The 16,981-nt window shown below is 57.4% G+C and carries 13 protein-coding genes; 6 read left to right on the plus strand and 7 right to left on the minus strand.

The genetic code is table 11. From position 1 onward, the window contains the following. Window positions 1–137 precede the first annotated feature (137 nt). Both LI336_RS02050 and LI336_RS02055 read left to right on the plus strand, forming a co-directional pair. A complete protein-coding gene (locus LI336_RS02050; protein WP_227130953.1) occupies window positions 138–671 on the plus strand; it encodes a hypothetical protein in 534 nt (177 codons plus the stop codon). Between the two features lie 307 nt (window positions 672–978). Continuing rightward, complete coding sequence (locus LI336_RS02055; protein ID WP_227130954.1) at window positions 979–1,383, plus strand: DUF7979 domain-containing protein; 405 nt, start codon at window positions 979–981, stop codon at window positions 1,381–1,383. A 160-nt stretch (window positions 1,384–1,543) separates the two neighbouring features. On the opposite strand, the gene LI336_RS02060 is transcribed toward LI336_RS02055, so the two are convergent. Both LI336_RS02060 and rdfA read right to left on the minus strand, forming a co-directional pair. Further along, on the minus strand, window positions 1,544–3,505 hold the full coding sequence (locus LI336_RS02060) for an archaea-specific SMC-related protein (RefSeq protein ID WP_227130955.1): 1,962 nt from the start codon (window positions 3,503–3,505) through the stop codon (window positions 1,544–1,546). 144 nt (window positions 3,506–3,649) lie between these two features. Beyond that, the gene (gene rdfA / locus LI336_RS02065; protein ID WP_227130956.1) at window positions 3,650–4,270 is read right to left on the minus strand and encodes a rod-determining factor RdfA; all 621 of its coding nucleotides are present in this window, start codon (window positions 4,268–4,270) and stop codon (window positions 3,650–3,652) included. Window positions 4,271–4,545: 275 nt separating this feature from the next. Between rdfA and LI336_RS02070 the strand changes: the two genes are divergently transcribed. Both LI336_RS02070 and LI336_RS02075 read left to right on the plus strand, forming a co-directional pair. Beyond that, window positions 4,546–5,508 (plus strand): DUF6735 family protein, encoded by a 963-nt coding sequence (locus tag LI336_RS02070; RefSeq protein ID WP_227130957.1) that lies wholly within the window; start codon window positions 4,546–4,548, stop codon window positions 5,506–5,508. 35 nt (window positions 5,509–5,543) lie between these two features. Beyond that, the gene (locus LI336_RS02075) at window positions 5,544–5,984 is read left to right on the plus strand and encodes a hypothetical protein (protein WP_227130958.1); all 441 of its coding nucleotides are present in this window, start codon (window positions 5,544–5,546) and stop codon (window positions 5,982–5,984) included. A 61-nt stretch (window positions 5,985–6,045) separates the two neighbouring features. Here LI336_RS02075 and LI336_RS02080 read toward each other — a convergent pair whose 3' ends face one another. Both LI336_RS02080 and LI336_RS02085 read right to left on the minus strand, forming a co-directional pair. Continuing rightward, window positions 6,046–7,446 carry a DNA methyltransferase gene (locus LI336_RS02080; protein ID WP_227130959.1) on the minus strand — a complete coding sequence of 467 codons (1,401 nt, stop codon included), beginning with the start codon at window positions 7,444–7,446 and terminating at the stop codon, window positions 6,046–6,048. Window positions 7,447–7,807: 361 nt separating this feature from the next. Continuing rightward, entirely contained in the window at window positions 7,808–9,235 is a 1,428-nt protein-coding gene (locus LI336_RS02085) for a ParB N-terminal domain-containing protein (RefSeq protein WP_227130960.1), read from the minus strand. Window positions 9,236–9,505: 270 nt separating this feature from the next. On the opposite strand from LI336_RS02085, the gene LI336_RS02090 reads away from it, so the two are divergent. Next, on the plus strand, window positions 9,506–10,753 hold the full coding sequence (locus LI336_RS02090; protein ID WP_227130961.1) for an AAA family ATPase: 1,248 nt from the start codon (window positions 9,506–9,508) through the stop codon (window positions 10,751–10,753). Window positions 10,754–10,755: 2 nt separating this feature from the next. Beyond that, on the plus strand, window positions 10,756–12,525 hold the full coding sequence (locus LI336_RS02095) for an McrC family protein (RefSeq protein ID WP_438267266.1): 1,770 nt from the start codon (window positions 10,756–10,758) through the stop codon (window positions 12,523–12,525). An 8-nt stretch (window positions 12,526–12,533) separates the two neighbouring features. Here the strand turns inward: LI336_RS02095 and LI336_RS02100 are convergent, their stop codons facing one another. The 3 genes from LI336_RS02100 to LI336_RS02110 all read right to left on the minus strand — a co-directional run bounded on the left by LI336_RS02100 (window position 12,534) and on the right by LI336_RS02110 (window position 16,974). Then, the gene (locus LI336_RS02100) at window positions 12,534–12,920 is read right to left on the minus strand and encodes a DUF8076 family protein (RefSeq protein ID WP_227130963.1); all 387 of its coding nucleotides are present in this window, start codon (window positions 12,918–12,920) and stop codon (window positions 12,534–12,536) included. 2 nt (window positions 12,921–12,922) lie between these two features. Next, entirely contained in the window at window positions 12,923–16,192 is a 3,270-nt protein-coding gene (locus LI336_RS02105) for a DUF499 family protein (protein ID WP_227130964.1), read from the minus strand. A 92-nt stretch (window positions 16,193–16,284) separates the two neighbouring features. Then, window positions 16,285–16,974, minus strand: coding sequence for a hypothetical protein (locus LI336_RS02110; protein WP_227130965.1), 690 nt, complete (start codon window positions 16,972–16,974; stop codon window positions 16,285–16,287). Between the last annotated feature and the right edge of the window lie 7 nt (window positions 16,975–16,981).

The raw sequence follows: 16,981 nt of genomic DNA on the forward strand, positions 1-16,981 counted from the left end.
CATGCGATATCCTTCACAGTCTAGATATCGGTCAGCTAGTCCAGAACAAAAATACGTCGTCTCGGGAGGTTGAGAGAGCCATCGAAGCCACCCCCGCAGACGACGGGGCTATATTCGTCACCACGAAGTCACTGATAATGGCGACGTATCAAGTGAGGCTATCGAACTACACCGACGAGTTACCCGAAGACGACGAAGAAGTCGATAAGTTTCTCGTGACGGAAAAAGAAACGAGGGCAGACCCACTGGAGAGAGTTATCAGTTTGCTCCTTGAGCTTCGAGATGAGTTTGAAGCCAAAATCCAGTCAGCAGGTGGGATGTCAGAAGTAGACCTTCCGCATACCTTCCACCCTCCGAACCTCCTACCCAAGCAAGAACTGGGCTATCGCCTTATCAACCACTGGGAGGATGCACTGAAGGAGGATTCGCGAGTCGACGAGAGCTGGCTCGAGAAGACGCGTGAAGTTGAAAAGAGTCGCGAGTACGGAATGCACTTCGTCATCGAAATAATCACGCTTCATATCGAGGTGGGGCCTATTGAGATTCGGCTTATCCCGGATGGGGCAGATGAGGTTTGTTCGGGAGAGGACACGCTCTGGGGTGGAGATTTTTTTAAGCCGGAGCCCACCGTTGCTATTCAGGATCAAATCGCCAGCATATCAGAAGAATAGCAGATTCTGACCAGGAGCCTCCGGGTGACACACCACTACTGGGATCCGGTGGCTTCTCCCGTATAATTCGGTCTCAGATGGAAGTGGTGAAAATTGCTTTCTCCTTGTGTTGACCAGCGCACTGATGAGTACGCATCGTTGGTTAGCGCCGATTTCGGACGTGCCGATCTGCAAGATCCTCGCTCTGTTTTCAGCACGCGCCAAGTTATGTAAATTTATTCTGTTATTTCGTTCGCGAGAGATACAGGGACGATACTAACCAAGAGCCGTGAGAAAACATTTACCGTTGTCGTGGGGTCAAACTGGTATGCGTGCCCGAACGGGCCTTCTGACCGTGTTCCTTGTTGTGAATATTGCGCTCGCGGGGTGTACGAATCTCCCCGGGGGAACTACGGCTGAGACGACGACCACCGAACCCCCAACCAAGACGATCACGACGACCAAGACGACACCGGATACAACCGGTGAGCCACAGAAGGGTGATAACCTCCTGTCTGTCTCGGCAGTAGATAACGACACCGTCGAAGCGGTCAACGCAAGCGCGAAAGCCAACTTTTCCGAGCTCAACGAAACCCAACAGGAGGTCTTTCTGGAAGCTCACGAGTGCGACTGTAACGTCAACCAAGACGTATTCCGCTTCAATGATAAAGACCGATTTGAGTACGTCCGATACGAAGGCCAATGGTACTTCCTCCGTGTCTCCATCGTATAATTCGCATCCTCACTGAACAGGCGATTCGTGCCAGGACTCTCGAAATCAACCGACATGAAACCCATCTTATGACACTCTAGACCTTCATCAGCTCCCTCCCTGCCGTGGTTTTGATGGTGAATCCCACGCGTGCGTCTTGGACGCTTACGCTCCGATGAATCTAGGTCAGGCTATCGGCTTCGATCTCTGTGTGCCCCACGGTAATTCCACTCGCGTCTTCTGGCAGCAGGGCAGCGATGACGTACGTCACGTCGACCTCCTCACGAACATACTGCAGCAGCCTGTTGATTCGACCCGAGTCGAACTGCTCGATCGAGTCGAGCAACAGGAATGGCACTTCGTCAGCGGCTTCATGTGCGATGTATCCCGCGAGCGCGACCACGAGGCCAATCAGCGATCTTTCGGACTCAGAGAGCGTTGCCAAATCGCGTTCCTCAATCACCACCCCATCCTCGCGGCGTCGCGCGACCACGAGTTCGAACTCTGAGAACGAAGCCGGTGCCTCCGATGGCTTGCGGTCGAGTCGAATCCCTTCGATTCGGTCGTACTGGAGGCGTTCGACCAGCGCACTCATGTGGTTCGAGGCTTCCTCTTGCACGCGCTTCTCGAGTGAGCTGATGCGACCACGCCGTTCCTCGATCGCCTCCTCCAGTTCGGCCTTCTCCTCACGCAGTGCGTCTTCCTCGTCAACGGTGGACTCATGCTCCAGGATTTGGGATTCGAGTCGGTCGAGGTTCGCTTCCGCATCTGCGCGCTCTCCCTGCAAGTCAGCGATTTCGTCGTATAGCGTCTCCAGTTCCCGATTACGGTGCTCTCTCATCTCTTCGACCCGATCGTACAGATCGTCGATGTCCTCCTGCTTCTCTTCGAGGTCGTGTTTGAGCTCGCTAATCCGCTCCTCGGCCTCGTCGATACGGTGTTCGAGACGTTGAATGTCGTTTTCGAGACCCTGTTGCTCTCGCTGCAGTTGCTCCAGTTGCTGGCGCTTCGAGCGGAGTTTCGACTGTTGCTCTTCGATCTCGTCGGCTTTCTCGTGGTGTTTCGTCGCGCTCGACCGAATGACGTCGATACGATCGTGAACCGTCTCGCGCTCGACGGTGCTTCCACAGGTGGGGCATGCGATGGTCTGCGCTCCTGGATCGAGAGCCCCAGTGACGTCCTCATCGAGTCTGAGTGCATCAGGGAGAGCAAGTGTCTGTTCGGTCGTCGTCAGTGACCGGCTCGCCTCGGCCAAACTGTCGAGCAGGGAAGCAACGTGCGCCACCTTATCGCGTCTCTCTTCGAGTGTCTGGATCGTCTCCTCGTCTGGTGCAGACGTTTCCTCGATTCTCTGTTCAACCTCCGTCAGCTCGTCGCGCTTGTCACCGAGCCGTTGCTGGCTTTCTTCGAGGGAACGTCCCTTGCGCTCGATGGTCGCCTCGATGCTACGGTATTCCTCTTGAGCGGTTTCCAACTCGTCGAGTTGCGATTCAGCCGCTTCCGCCGCTCCGCGATCGATGTCGAGATCGGTGATCTGCTCCCGTTTGGCCGCAATTTCACTCTCGAGTTCTTCGATAGTGCGTTCCTCTTCTCGCCGGCGTTCTTCGAGGCCGGGAAGCTCCGCCTTTTTCGCCTCGATCTTCTCAAGTTGGTTCTCGATCGTGCGTTTACGCTGTTGTCGTTCCTCGATCTCGGCCTGAATAGCGTCCACGTCGATCGGCGCCATCAAGAGATCCGGCAACTTGCGGTCGATCGACGCCGAATCCCCGCTCTCAATCAGTCGGCGAATCTCGTTTCGCTCCAGCAACGACGCGTACAGATCGACGATGGTGGAGTTGGTCGTATACGGACTCCCGCCCCGTGTGATGGAACCCTCCCACTGAGCGAGTGTTCGACGGCACGTTTCGTCGTTCACCGTCAATTCGGCGTGAGCCTGTTCGTCCCCAGCGCCCCGTCTGACCGAGCCCATAGTCCCACCGAGAGTCTCGTTCAGGGCCTGGAGGAGCGAAGTGCGATTGGTCGCGTTTGCTCCAGCGAGCGTCGTCAACCCTGGTGTCATCTCGATTGCGGCTTGCTGGATCCCGCCGATGTCGCTCACCGTGAGGGATGCGTGATTGCCATCTGCTGGTCTCTCCGTGGTCATTGCGGGCCCGCCGTTGCTCGTTCACAAACATAAGTGCTCACCCGCCTCCGCTGCAGAATTACAATCGACGACACTGTCTAAATGCGAAGGAACTGTTCCATGCGTTCTGGCTGGAGAATCAATCCAAAATCTAGCTTTGACTGACTACAGTTCTTCCTTCTCTTGACCGGGCACTGCTCCTTCCACACATGGGCAAACTCCAGTCCCATGAAGGAACTCGAGCAGGTCGTGACGACGGTTGCAATTCCCACATCGAACGTGGATGTCGATGCTGAAACGTGGATCTTCTATGTGGATGGCCTCGTGCGCTTCCAAGCGATCCAATATCTTGCTGGCGACCGTCTTGACTCGAGCGGCGAGTTTCGACAACCGCTTTCGCTCGCTATCGACATCGGGTTCGTACTCGCGACTTGTCGAAATGCAGAGACACTCGTTCAGATGCTTCTTGATCGTGCGGTAACTAACGAAGTCTTCGGTCACTTGCTCGATGTCAAGACCCTCCTGTTGGAGTTCTGATTCGGCCTCTCGACGAGCGGACTCCGTCACCTCCTCGTCGGTCAACAACCGATAGTAGTTCTCGGCTTCCCCATCCAAGACGGCCATCCCTACACTCTCCATCGCTCGAAGCAGGATCAACTGATTCAGGAACTCTTCCAGACTTCGAAGGCTCGCATCTTCGTTTTCACGGCGGCGCCTGATGCGTGCCTCGAGATTGGAAAGGCCGTACGCGTCACGGACACGATCGACCTTACATTGCGTGGACATTGTCGGGCCCATCGAAAGAGTTCGCGGGAAGTAAAGGCTGCACCGCGTGCTGCAAATTGACCAGTTATACGTGATCCTCGTCTTCGTTGTAGACTGGGCACCAATCGATTCCATTCCTTACTTACGAGAGGGTGGATCGCAGAGCAAGGAGGGGACAGGGGGACGAGAAGCAATCCAGACCGATACGGGAAGTTGATAAATCCGTCGTCTCAGACCCTCGGAGGGCCGTCAGGCAACGCGTACAAAAGTGGCACTCGATAAGCAGGTGGTGCAAAATGAGTCACCGAGCACTCATCGCGGAGCGACAACGAAACGACCGGTTCAACATCTACAGTTCGCAGAATGGCGCAGAGAACATCCAACTCCTCGATGAACTTCGCGACTCCCTGAACGTCCACGGACGCGTCGACTGGGAGGAATTGAATGGAACGACCACGCCAGCAATTGCACAGCAGTTCACAGAGAGCCCGGGTTCAGAATACGGGTTCGAAACGACGGACACCGGGAACGTCGTCGAGCCGCGCCCGACTGCAGTGAACGTGCCTGAACACGAGTTGCTGGCCGGGAACGACCTCCTCGAGTATGAAGTACTGTACGTCGTCGATAACGGCGACGTAGAGGCATACTGGCTCGCGTGGACGTACGCGGACGTGATTCGACCGTGGGCCGACCACATCGAGGTCGACGTGTACCGCTCGAGGAGAGTCCCGACCGACGCAGAACGGTTACAGAAGTTCGTCGACGAAGCAGAGCCGCTGCGGACGATCTCAGAATTTAACCCGGGCTGGCTAGCGGACGGTACAGTACGGAGGATTGCACGGGACTATCACCGGTATCTCTATGAACTGCAGTCGCTCACCCGTCAGAAAGCCAAAGAGAGTGGTGACGGATACCTATCGAAGGTTCTCCCACTGCCAGAGTCTACGTTGGTCTTCCGAGCCGACGGTCACGAACCGCTCGTCCCACCGTCGGGGAGGTTCACCGTCCCCATTCGAATCGAGTCGCCAGCGAACGCATCGAGTATGAGAATACAACAGAGCGTTGCCGAGACGCGTTTCAATATCGGCGCAGAATTAAACGCCGCCGAGAACGTCACTCGAGACCGGGTTCTCCAGGCCTGTTCTGAGTCGCTATCCGAAGTGGTAGACGAATACATCGAACGGGTGGCCTCGGAATTCCTCCCGGAACGATTGCAAAGAGCGGTCGAAGAACACCGCGAGACGGAGACGTCGCCCTGATCAAACTATCAACAATGGCGAGTCCAGATCTAAACTTGAATGAGTACAGTCTCGAAGCTAGCAAGAGTGCAGGCAACAAGCAGTGGGTTGCAGTCCTGACGGACACGCACCCCGAGTACCGGTTTGATCGAGACTTCGTCATCGCCCAGCATACCAAGCGAAACCGGGCGCAGACCACACAGGTATCTGACGGAACTATCGTCGAGGAAGTATGGTTTAGCCACAGCGGCAACGAGAAGGGTCGCCGATACTACCGCGTCGATAGCGATGAACTCGTGCAACTCGACGGTATTGCCGATGCAGAGCGGCTTCTTGAGGAGCGTAGCCAGCAAGAAGTGTTGCGGCGAAGCATTCGCCAGGCCGTCGAGACCCTCGAAGAAGACGACCTCAGAGAGGTGGCAGAGACCATCAATCAAGCCACTGCAGCCAAACTCGAACTGCCGACCGAGAGTGGTCAGCCGGCCGACGCGTCGTAAGACGCCAGCAAGTCGGCGCCTCCTAACTCAAGTTTCGATCGGGTGCCTGCAGACCCAATTATCAGGTCGAACCATCGCTCTGTTTCTGCTGGGCGTCAACGATGTAGTCACGATTTGTGTCCACACCAATACTCTGGTATCCGAGATCGGAAGCGGCTCGACAGGTCGTCATAGACCCGCCCATCGGATCTAACACGACGTCGCCATCAGATGCCACTGCTTCGAGACAGGCCTCTGGAATCTCTTCGGGGAACGGCGCTGGGTGATCTGTGTCGGGCCGCGGCCCGTAGATGTCCCACACAGAATCCATATCAATACCCTCGTCGGGGACTGCCGGCGTACCCTTCGTCAGCCAGTAGATGCGAGCATCCTGTGGCCGGAAAAGCGTCGGTTCGTGGTTATGGGTCGATTTGCGATTCCAGACGATTTCCTGTCGAACCGACCAGGGGTTCGCCGGCGATCGGAGCCATTCCACAGGGTGGATTACCTCGCCTCCATCGATCCGTACCTTGTGTACGTAGAACAGAGACGCGCCCTCGCGGGCCACTCTGTAGCACTCGGAGAGGATTTGCTGCTGCCAGTCCTGATACTCGTCTTCAGGACGGTCGTCGTAATAGCCGACGCCCTCCTCGCGAAGCGAGCGCCAGCCCATTGTCCACCGTTCGTGTCCAAGGTTGTAGGGTGGGGAAGTGACGATAACGTCGACTGTCTCGTCATCAATGGGAAGCGATCCCGCATCGCCCTGTAACAACGTTATGCGTGGGTCTGACGAGCGGGTTGGGTCATTCGATGCCGGCTCGGACTCGTCTTCGTTTGAGGACTCGTTCACCCTGTTTTGAGCGTTTTTCACCTCGGAGTAGGCCGCGCTGATCGACTGCTTCTCCTCGTCCAATTGCCCGAGTTGTTCCTCGGCGACCGCTGCCACTGTCTTTTCGTCGGATTCGCGGGCCTCCCAGACGGTCTTCGCCCGGTGGTACGTCGAACCTGAGCCGAAACCGACCTTCTCCGCGACTCTATCTCGAGTCAGTCCGTCGTCCACTTCCCGTTCATCTGAACAGGAGGTGTCAGTTCGTGCCCCTTGACGTTCCCGTGCCCGTTCGCGCTCGACGCGTTCGAGGGCTTCGGCCTCGCGGAGTTTCTGGGAGACAGTCTTCGATCGCTGTCGGTTGGAATGGACGAGCAGCTCGGTACGTTCAAAGTCGGAGTCGAACTCCCGAGCAGTGATTGGGATGGTTTCCAGCCCCACCTGCTTGGAGGCCTCGACGCGACGGTGACCAGAGATGATTTGATTGGCCCCGTCTACGATGACGGGGGTCAACACGCCGTTCTCGCGGATCGACTCGAGAAACGGTGTGTCTTCCTCGTTCTCGAGATTACGATCACCGTAGATTTCTTCGTTTTGGGGGTGTGGTGAGAGTGAATGGGGAGACCGTCGCTCGATGTCGTCGTCCTCGCTCGCCATCTGAGAGACACATTTCTCTCATTTGCCAAATTGTTTGCGCAATCTCAGAAACGGCGGGCCGTGAAGAGCGAGTGCTCGCAGTTTGAGTCCACATTGGTTCTGGTGGGGACGCAGGCATCACGCTTACAGTACCCAAACCACCGAGTCGACAATCGTCATCCCCTCTGAGACTGTTGATAACCCATTCGAAATGATAGGGCTACTGGCTGGACAACATAGCCGTTCCTCATATCCCCGCATGGCACTTGGAGCGTTCCTCCTCGTCGTCTCAACCCTCCGTGAACAGGGGTCACTGGAGAGGACTGAACTCCGGCATATGGCCTCTACCGGGAGAACACACAAACGCGTTGTCCATCCGAACTTAATCGTCGGTGCGTTTCTCGTAGATCAAAAAGTACGAGTGGTTCTTTCGCGCTCGGCGTTGCTCATACATTTTACCTACAGTCGGGGTATCCTGTCGAACGACCACAAACAAGTCCTTCGTGTGGAACCCCATCTCTTCGTAGATGTCCGTGACCTCGATGTGTGTGAGCCGTTGCTCGTTTCGACTAACTTCGTCCTGCAGTTTCGTGATGAGGATGCCTCCTTCGCGCAATACGCGGTGCGCTTCCTTTCCAGCGGTAGCATACATCTCCAATACTGCCTCGTGATACGTTGCGGACTGCTCTCCGTGATCGCCGACATACCTGTCTTTGATCCAGAAATCGTTGTCCGAAGGCTTGTCACGTGTCTCGTAGAATCCCTCGGCATATGGCGGGTCTAGCACCACGCAGTCAAACGACGCGTCGTCGTACGGGAGGTCACGGCAGTCGATACCCTCCGTGGAGTTCGGCGATCTGGAAGGGTCGATGTCCGTCGCAGTAAAATCGTACTTTCCTGTTCGGACTTGTCGCCAGAACACCCCCTTTCCGTAGGTGACATCCGCCACAGTTGCTCCAGTATCAACGTGCAAGTCCAGTATCTCTGGGAAGACCTCGTCATTACCTCCAACGTGAGCGGAGAGAACTACGTCCTCAGTCGAAACCTGTTCTCGATTATCCTCGTTCTTATCAGAGGAGGAGTCCGACTTCTCATCGGCTCCACCCGGTTCGCCGTCGTCTCCGACATCTTCAGTCTCTTCGTGTTCAAGCCGCCCGCGAACCTTCTGATACGCACCGTGTATAGACTGTTCGTCACGATCGAGTCTGTCGATCTCGTGCTGAGCGACGGTATCTCCCGCCCTTGCGGCTTCCCACACTTCTTTCGCCTTGTCATAGGTTCGACCAGATCCAATCCCTGCCTTTTCACCTACTCTGTCACGGGTCTTCCCGTAGTCCTCACTAGAGTAACACTGCGGCTCTTCGCCACTTTGTGATGGATTTTCCACGAGGTCGGTACGCGTCCCTTGACGACGCTGTGCCCGCCTCTTTTCGATTCGTTCCAACTCTTCTGCTTCGCGCATCTTCTGGCTGAACGTCTTGTCCCGATCTCGGTTGAACTCAATCAGATGCTCGCGCCGGTCAAGATCGGTTTCGTATTGCTTCGTTCGAACAGGGACTCGCTCCAGTCCGAGTTGCTTGGCAGCCTCAACTCTTCTGTGGCCAGAAATAATGGTCGCACGGTCGTCATCTTCTCTAGGATTAGGCTTCGGGTCGATTACGACTGGTTCTATGATACCGTGTTTCTCAATACTCGCGAGGAAGCCCTCATCGGGTTCCGTACGGTCGCCGTAGACGGTGTCGTTTACAGGATGCGGCTCAAGGTCGTCAATGGAGCGATATTCTCGTTCAAAAGTCCCCGTCTTTGCCATTATTCACCATGGTCTGAGGGGTATCAAATAGTTTCTTCGGGCGTGGAGAGAGTCCATACACACCGGCTGAGAATACAGAGACAATCCTGAATCGTAGCCCAGTAGCTGAAGAGCCATTCTCTATCCAACCATTAGCGAAGACCAAGTTCCCACGCCGACGGTAGCGTCGTCCCCAATAGTGATGTAATCGGAGGTGTTCCGGTGTTCCGTCTTCATGCATCAATCCGAAGGCACGTTTTTAATGCCTCAGTCTGAAAAGAGAGTTATCAAATGAGTAGCTCATCGGAAGAATCCTATTCTCTCGAAGACGTGAAGGGCGACCTCGACGTCCTCCGCGCCGTAGATGATCGGGTCGTCGAAGCCATCGAGGGAGCCAACAGTGCCGAGGTCTTGGAGTACCTCATTAGGGAGCAACAACTCGATCTCCACCACGAAGGCGATCAGGGTGTGGGACAAATACGCAGAGCAGTCCTCGAGTCGGGGAAGGCCTCACAGGACTTGAAGCGAACCGTCATCACGCGTGGCGACGATACCCCTGGGAGTATCCTCGTTCCCGATGAGGTGGAACGGAATGCCAAGACCGCATTGCGGACTGGCAAGCCAGTCGTCCTCTACGGCCCGACTGGTACTGGGAAGACCACCTTCGCGAAGCAACTTGCACTACGTCACTGCGTCGGCTACTCACTACATACGGCAACGCCATCGTGGACAGCCAAGGACATCATCGGCGGAATCGGGCCGAGCCTCACCGGTTCTTCGGGCTATCGGTCTCTGAACTACGAGACCGAACTCGGTGCCGTCTCGGAGGGTGTCAAGCGCGCTCGTGATTTCAATATCCCCTATGCAGTCATCCTCGACGAGATAACGCGAGCCGACATCTCACAGATCTTCGGGCCGCTCTATACCGCCATCGAAAACCGCAATCAGACGCTGATCGAAACGGACGACGGCGAGACCATCGAGCTGGACGAGGACGTGAGCATCATCTGCACGATGAACATGTCCGACCGGACGGTCAACGAGCTGGACAATGCCATCACGCGTCGATTTGCGATGGTCGAACTCGACGAGTACGAGGACGACGACCGCCGGTCTCTGTTCGAAGGCTGGCTCGAGAGCAATCTCGGCGACATCCCCCTCCTCGGCAACGACGACCTGCTGGAACTCTTCGAGGCCGACTACGACGGTATCAACAACGGCTCCGAGCAGGCCTCGCGCGGCCCGATCATGCGCTTCGGGCCGATGCACTACCGTGACGTGACCATATTCCTCCGCGAAGCCCTCCAGGACGAGAGTCTGTACATGGATGCACCCGAGGAAGCCGTCGGACAGGCGTTCCGCACGTTCATCGTCCCCCGGCTACTGAATTCGGCGGCGTTCCCGCAAATCGAGCAGATCGAGGAGCATTACCGGGCGCTCAACAAGTCCTTCGAGATGTTCGACCTCGCGCCGGCGGCCGACCTCGCCAGCCGAGAACTCGAGGCCGAGCGCCGTCGGATGGGTTCCTACGAGCAATGAGCATCTCCGACCCTGACGAATCGTACACCTACAAGCCCGGCACGTTCAGTGTCCCGGAGCGAGGTGAGATACGGATCGAAGGCTGTCCTCCCTCGATCGACGAACAGCTCCGTCGCGCCTCCTTCGAGCAGGAGGCCGCCAACGTCTTCGTGAAGACTCAGGAGTCGCTCGACGACCGAGACAAGGAGTACCGGGTCGTCAAAGTTCGAGTCGACGGCCCAGTGATGCACGTGACTGCGCGGGACAACGTGGGTATCGTCACCCTCACCCCCCAGTCGAAACTCCGGATCGAGCCGAAGATCGATTGGGACGACATCTTCGATATGCTGCTGGCAGTTCACGGTCGTAAACGCTCGATCGAGTATCACGGCATCCCACTCGACGAGTTTCGAACAGAGGACGTCGATTTAGAGGACGTCTTCCTGATACTTGCGATCAACTACCTCAACGGACTAGAGAACATCCACCGAAACGGGTTCGTTCGACAACTGGAGACTCGGCGGGCCGATCTCGAACAGCCCAGAGGCGTCATCGACATCGAGCAGTCGCTCCTCAATCAGGCCGAGGGCCGTGCAAAGCAGCACTGCCTGCTGAAGGAGGTCAACTACGACAACCCAGCCAACTCGCTCCTCCACTACGCCGGCACGCACCTTCTGCGACTCTTTCGGCAGTACGAGGACAAGTACGACCATCAGGCGTACTACCACATCTTCTCGCAGGTACATGAGGAGGTACGGCACCTGGAGCAGTTAGACGTGACAAGTGGTCGCCGGCGAATTCCGGAGTATAGGCGGTTTTCGTTGCACGACCTCCCGAAGCAGCGCCACTACTATCGTCAGGCTACCGAGGTCGCAAAGGCGGTGGTTGCATCATCACTGGGAACGCCAGCAATGGAGGGTGACCGCGAACTGGTCGTCGACTACGTTCTCAATATGGAGTCGCTGTTCGAGCAATACTCGCAGGTCGCTATCGAGGACGAACTTGACGCAATCAAAGCGAACGACTACATCGATCAGACCGAGAACGTCTCCGCGGTTCGTTCCCCGACGCTCAAACCATTCGACAGGGAGTCACAGGTGTACCATCAGCCGGATCACGCCGTTGAGGAAGGCGACCAGACGCTCGCTGTCCTCGACTCGAAGTACTACGCCGAGGGCAAAGATCCGGTGAAGAGCGGCGGGTCACGGTCACGCCTCTTCAGCTACGCGTATCTTCTGGACACTGCCCAGATGGGATTCCTGACGCCACTCGGTGAACCCCGGACTCGGACGGTCTCGCAAACAGGAGCAAACTTACAGGTTGTCTCCCCAGCGACCGATGCATTCTCTCTCGAAGAGTACCACGGCAGTATCCGGGACTACCTGTACGAGGCACTCGGAGAGGTATATCCCGCCCTCGAACTGTTCAAAGCTGTCGGGGAACACGCACTATGTCTCGACCAGCACGAAATAGCCGATCTGAGTCGTTTGACCGAACCCGACGGCCCATTCGACTTCAGCAATGTCCACGAGTTTTCGCTACGCGTCGTCAACGCTGCGGCAGACACCTTGTCGAACCAGTATCGGTCGCGGTCTGATCTCGAACAGGGAGGCAAGTGGACGCGTCGGCAGATCGAGACACAATGCAAGGATTATCCACCCGAGAAAACGACCTGCGTGCCGGTTTTCCGCCGAGAAGAACACAAGGAACGTATCGACCTGTACTTCGTAACGCGTGGAGAAGACGGCGTTCCTGTCGACGTTTCGGTCGCGGACGACTTCCGGCTGTTGTAAGCGACCCTTTAGAAGGGAGCTGTGAGCCAACCACTGCTTCGACGCTCGATTTGTGGCCCGAAAATACGGCTCAACCGGTAGAGGTCGCCGCCGGTCTGTAACTCGAAGTCCCGTTGCCGGCGCTGGAACGTTCCTTCGACTGCGAACTGAATCGCCGGAAGCGGACGGCGGTTTTCGAGGGTATTCGCCTGCCGATCCATCAGCTTCGACAGCTCACTCACGGCGTCGTCATCACCAAAGATGCCGTCGAGTCCAACGACGCATACCTCATCGGGCACGTCATCTTCGCGGAGCATGTTTTGGAACTCCTCAATTGGGACTTGGTGGTCGAAGAGATCGTACTCGTCCTCGTCGACAATGTTGTACTCGCCAGATAGTTTTCCGTGTTCGACCATCGTTACTCGAAGTTGATTTCAACGGAGATGTTCGATGCCTCCTCGGGCATTCTCTCGAACAGGTCGCGAATCTTCGTGTAGTCTTCACCGGATTCGAGCGTCAGCTTGGTCATAGTCTCCTTAACATTCGCTGTGCCTTGCAGCGGGCCCGGGATTCCCATTCGGTTGCTCAGGACGAACCTGACTTCACCGTAGGTGACTTCGCCCGTCTGCTCGTCTTTACGCCACTTGCGACGCAACCCCGCAACGTCGTCGCCGTCGAACTTGAATCGCCAGCCTCCACTCGGGACGCGGAACTCGTATCCCGGTGACCAGCGCGACGGATCGCCCGCACCATCTGAGGCCCCAGAACCGACAACGTACTCGGGATCGGCTTCACGACCAAGGTTCTGGAGGAGGAACGTCTGGACGGCATCTTCGGACACAGACGAGTCGAACCGCTCTGCGACACTCCCAACCGTGAATTTGTCGTCGCCGTCGAGTCCAGCGATGTACTCGAGAATCTCGTCACCGACATCGGACGGCACAGTTGGCACGAGCGTAACATCAGTCGGGTCGCGGTCACCAAGGCCGTCCTTGTACTCACGATCTGCATCGATGAGATACTCGTCGACGAGGAAGTCCGTGACCGCTTCACGGAACGATCGATCGGTGTCGTCTTCGGAGAGGTAGACCGTTTCGTCCTGCCGGACTTCTTCGAGTATTCGGTGGGTGATGGCTCGACCGTTTTCCTCTAGCGTCTGCCGGATTCGATCTCGGACTTCCGACGTGCCGATACGCTCGGCCTCCGAGATGTCGCGTATCGTTGCGTCGGATTGAGCCTTCGTCACGATGTCGGTGCCGCTGTAGAGGACGTACTGGTCGTCTTGGGCGAGTCGACCTGCGGCCGTCATCACTGTGTCGTGCCCATCGCCCTCGAGCCAAATCTCCGTATCCTCGAGGAGTTCGAGTTCGAAGTTCCCGATGTCGATGGACTTGGTACCGCTACCGAATCGTTTGCGGAGTTCCTGTTCGACGTCCTCGGCAGTCCACCGCTGGACGTCACGCTCGTGGAGTATCATCGTGTCAAGCGAACTCCCCGCAAGCGAGTCGGAGAACCCGTTCGAGCCATGTGTGACCACGGGCTTGTCTTCGAGTGCATCGACTGCTGCATCCAATACGTCTGTCGGGCTGCCCGGGATGGGGTAGGTGGGGTGGCGGAGGAACTGCTCGTAAATGTCCTCGATACTGGCCTCCCCCCGCCGGTCGAGGAGGTCTTCGACGATGTCCCAGACGTGGCGCTGGAGGTCGATGCCTTCAGCGGAAACGCTGTCTCCTATGTCGCCGGCGTTGAGGGGTTCACCCTCAGAGACGAACACGTCGAGATCCATCTCGGCGGCCAAGTCGAACTCATTGAGGAGATCATCGCCATCGAGAATCTCCCCGTACGCGAGTTCGATCCGGTCGCGGAGTTCGCGCCGCTCGTCCTCGCGCTGTCGCTTGACCGAAGAACGGATTTCGTCGTCGAGGGATTCGTCGTCGAGGACGCGTTCGGCTCCTTCGATGTACCGAGCCTTCTCGATGAATCCCGTCCCCGATTCGATCTTCTTGTCGCCGCTGGGTTGGATGAACACGAGAGTGTTTCGCCACTCGCGTCCTGGACTCCCGTCGGCGTTCTTGATGACGGTCTTGACCTCGTCCTGTGTCCACTCGTTCGCTTTGACAACGACCTTGACCTCCCGGCTGTCGGGTACCTGCTTGAGGTCGCCGTCGGTGAATCCGACCGGGTACGCGTCGTTCCCGAATACCTGCTCGACGGTATCGGCGATCTGTCCGAGAGCGATCTTCTCGTCGACGTCCTCTGCCTTGTTCTGGATGAGTGCGTTCGGGTTCTGTCGATCCCGGATTGCGTACTTGCCGTTGAGTTTGTGGAGGTACCACGCGACGCCGTAGAGCTGCTCGCGGTTGAGGATGATGTCCGAGACGAGGTCGCCCGTCTGGTACGTGCCCATCACGATGTCGGAGTCGCTTGCACCCTCACTCTCGTCGGGTTTCAGGCTGTAGAGCAGGATCGTGTTGAGGATACGTCGGCCGTACGGGAGCTTCTCCGGGTCAACCCGGTTCCGAATGTCGTCGATACAGACGCTCGGCCGGTCGATGTTGATCCGCGTCAGCTCGTCGTCGAACAGGACGGCGTCGATGTCACCGTGTGTGACGAGGTCGGTCTCTTCGATGAGCCGTGCTGCGTCCTCGTCATCAGGTTCGGCTTCGGGGTCAGCAGCCGTCGTCAGAATCTTCGAGAAAAGATAGATCATCCCCCGCGTGTTCTGGTTGCCCTCGTCCGCGTAGTAGCGAGTTTCGAGCGCATTCAGGAGGACTGGATGGAACGGGTAGGTATCGCGCATCTTTCCCGCGAGGTCGCTCGGGATGTCGGAGTCGGGAACGTGGTCGTTGTCGGCGTACGCGTCCACGTACCCCGAGACAATCTCCTCGACCGCACTCTCATCGATGTCGTCGATGAGACGGTGGCGGATGACCTCCTGCTTGCTCACTTTGCTACTCATGTTAACCTCGGAGGCGCTTTCGCGGTCGAGAATATTGTGAACCTGCGAGCCCTTTCGGAGGACGGAGACGATGGCGAAGACGTCGCTGTCGTCGAGGTCGGCAGTTTCGAGAAGCGCCTGCAGGAACCCGCGGTTGCGCTTCTTGCGGTCACCGCTGAGTGGCTCGAACCAGTCCTCGAGTTCGTCCATCAGGTACGCAATCGTTCGATCGCCGACTGCCTCCTGAATCGTCTCCATATCCGGGTACGGGTCGAGGTCGCTCTCCGTTGGCTCGTAGTCGAGGACATCGAAGAACGGCTCCCAGAGGAAGTCCGGCTGGCGCTGCTGGAGTGAGACGGTGACTGCGTCAGAGTTCTCCGCCTCGGGCAATGCGTCGGCGAAGCCGTCGACATGGCGGTCGCCGAATTCGCCGGCGGCGTCGGGAGAGGCGAAGCAGTGATACATCGCAACCATCTGGTGGGACTTCCCGCTCCCGTACGGCCCATAGAGAATGTGCGTGCCGTAGTTCTCGTCCCCGCGGAGCGTGTCTCGGAGGTCGACGAACCCCTCGCGGAGCCCCTGCGTCATCAGCGTCCGGTCGAAGAACGTGGACGCGTCGGCCTCGAACTCGTCCTCGTCTTCAACGTTGTAGAGCTTGACTTGGCCGTCGATCTCGCCTTCCTCTCGGAGTTCGCGGCTTATCGTGACGGTGTCCGCGATTGTTCGCGAGAGAGATTCCGTGCTGGCCATTTGATGTCATAGACACCGTATGTTATTCGCTTAAGTACTGTGGTCAGCAATCGTCGAACATTCAGTTGTTTCGCGAGACGGCGCCAGGAATCTTACCGAAGTTGGTCTCGCTGCTCGGACAAGAACGAGACGAGGTCGTCGACCGCATCCGCTGGCAGCTCTTCCTGCCGGAAGACTCCCTTGAACGAGTCTTCGAAGCCGTCCTGCTGGAGTCGATCCAGCACCATCTCGATCTGACCATCGAGCTTCTCCGGGTCGCCCCGATGGACGTGCCGTTCGATACGGTCGAACTCCGCACGCGTGCTGATGACGACGAGGTCGCGGGTGTCGGCTTTCCGGCCGCTATGGAGTTTCATCGCGAAGAGGAGGGCTGGCTCCGGGATTCGACCATCGAGGTCTTCGGCGACGTCGAGCGATTCGACGGTGCTGTGTTCGTGGAGATAGCGATACGACCACTCGGCGTCCGTCTGTCGGCAACCCATCGCGTCGACGAGTGCCTCGAACTTGACTTCGTTATCCCCGACCTGCTTCGTGTACTGGATCATCCGGCCTTCGTACTCGTTCGAGACGTCCTTCTCGAACTGCTTCTCGTATCCGAGGTCGCGAAGGAGCGAGTCGTACTCATCGAGTGCCGTGTCCGGAATCACGGTGTCGATGTCCGTCGTGAACCGCGTCTGGAACGCCGAGACCGCCCAGCCACCGACGAGAACGTACGGCAGTTCGGCGTCCCGTACCGCGCGATGTGTGTCGACGAGTTCGGATTGACGCTCGGGGAGACTCATTCCATCG

This window comes from Halorubellus salinus, from assembly GCF_020567525.1.
Classification (GTDB): Archaea; Halobacteriota; Halobacteria; order Halobacteriales; family Natrialbaceae; genus Halorubellus; species Halorubellus salinus.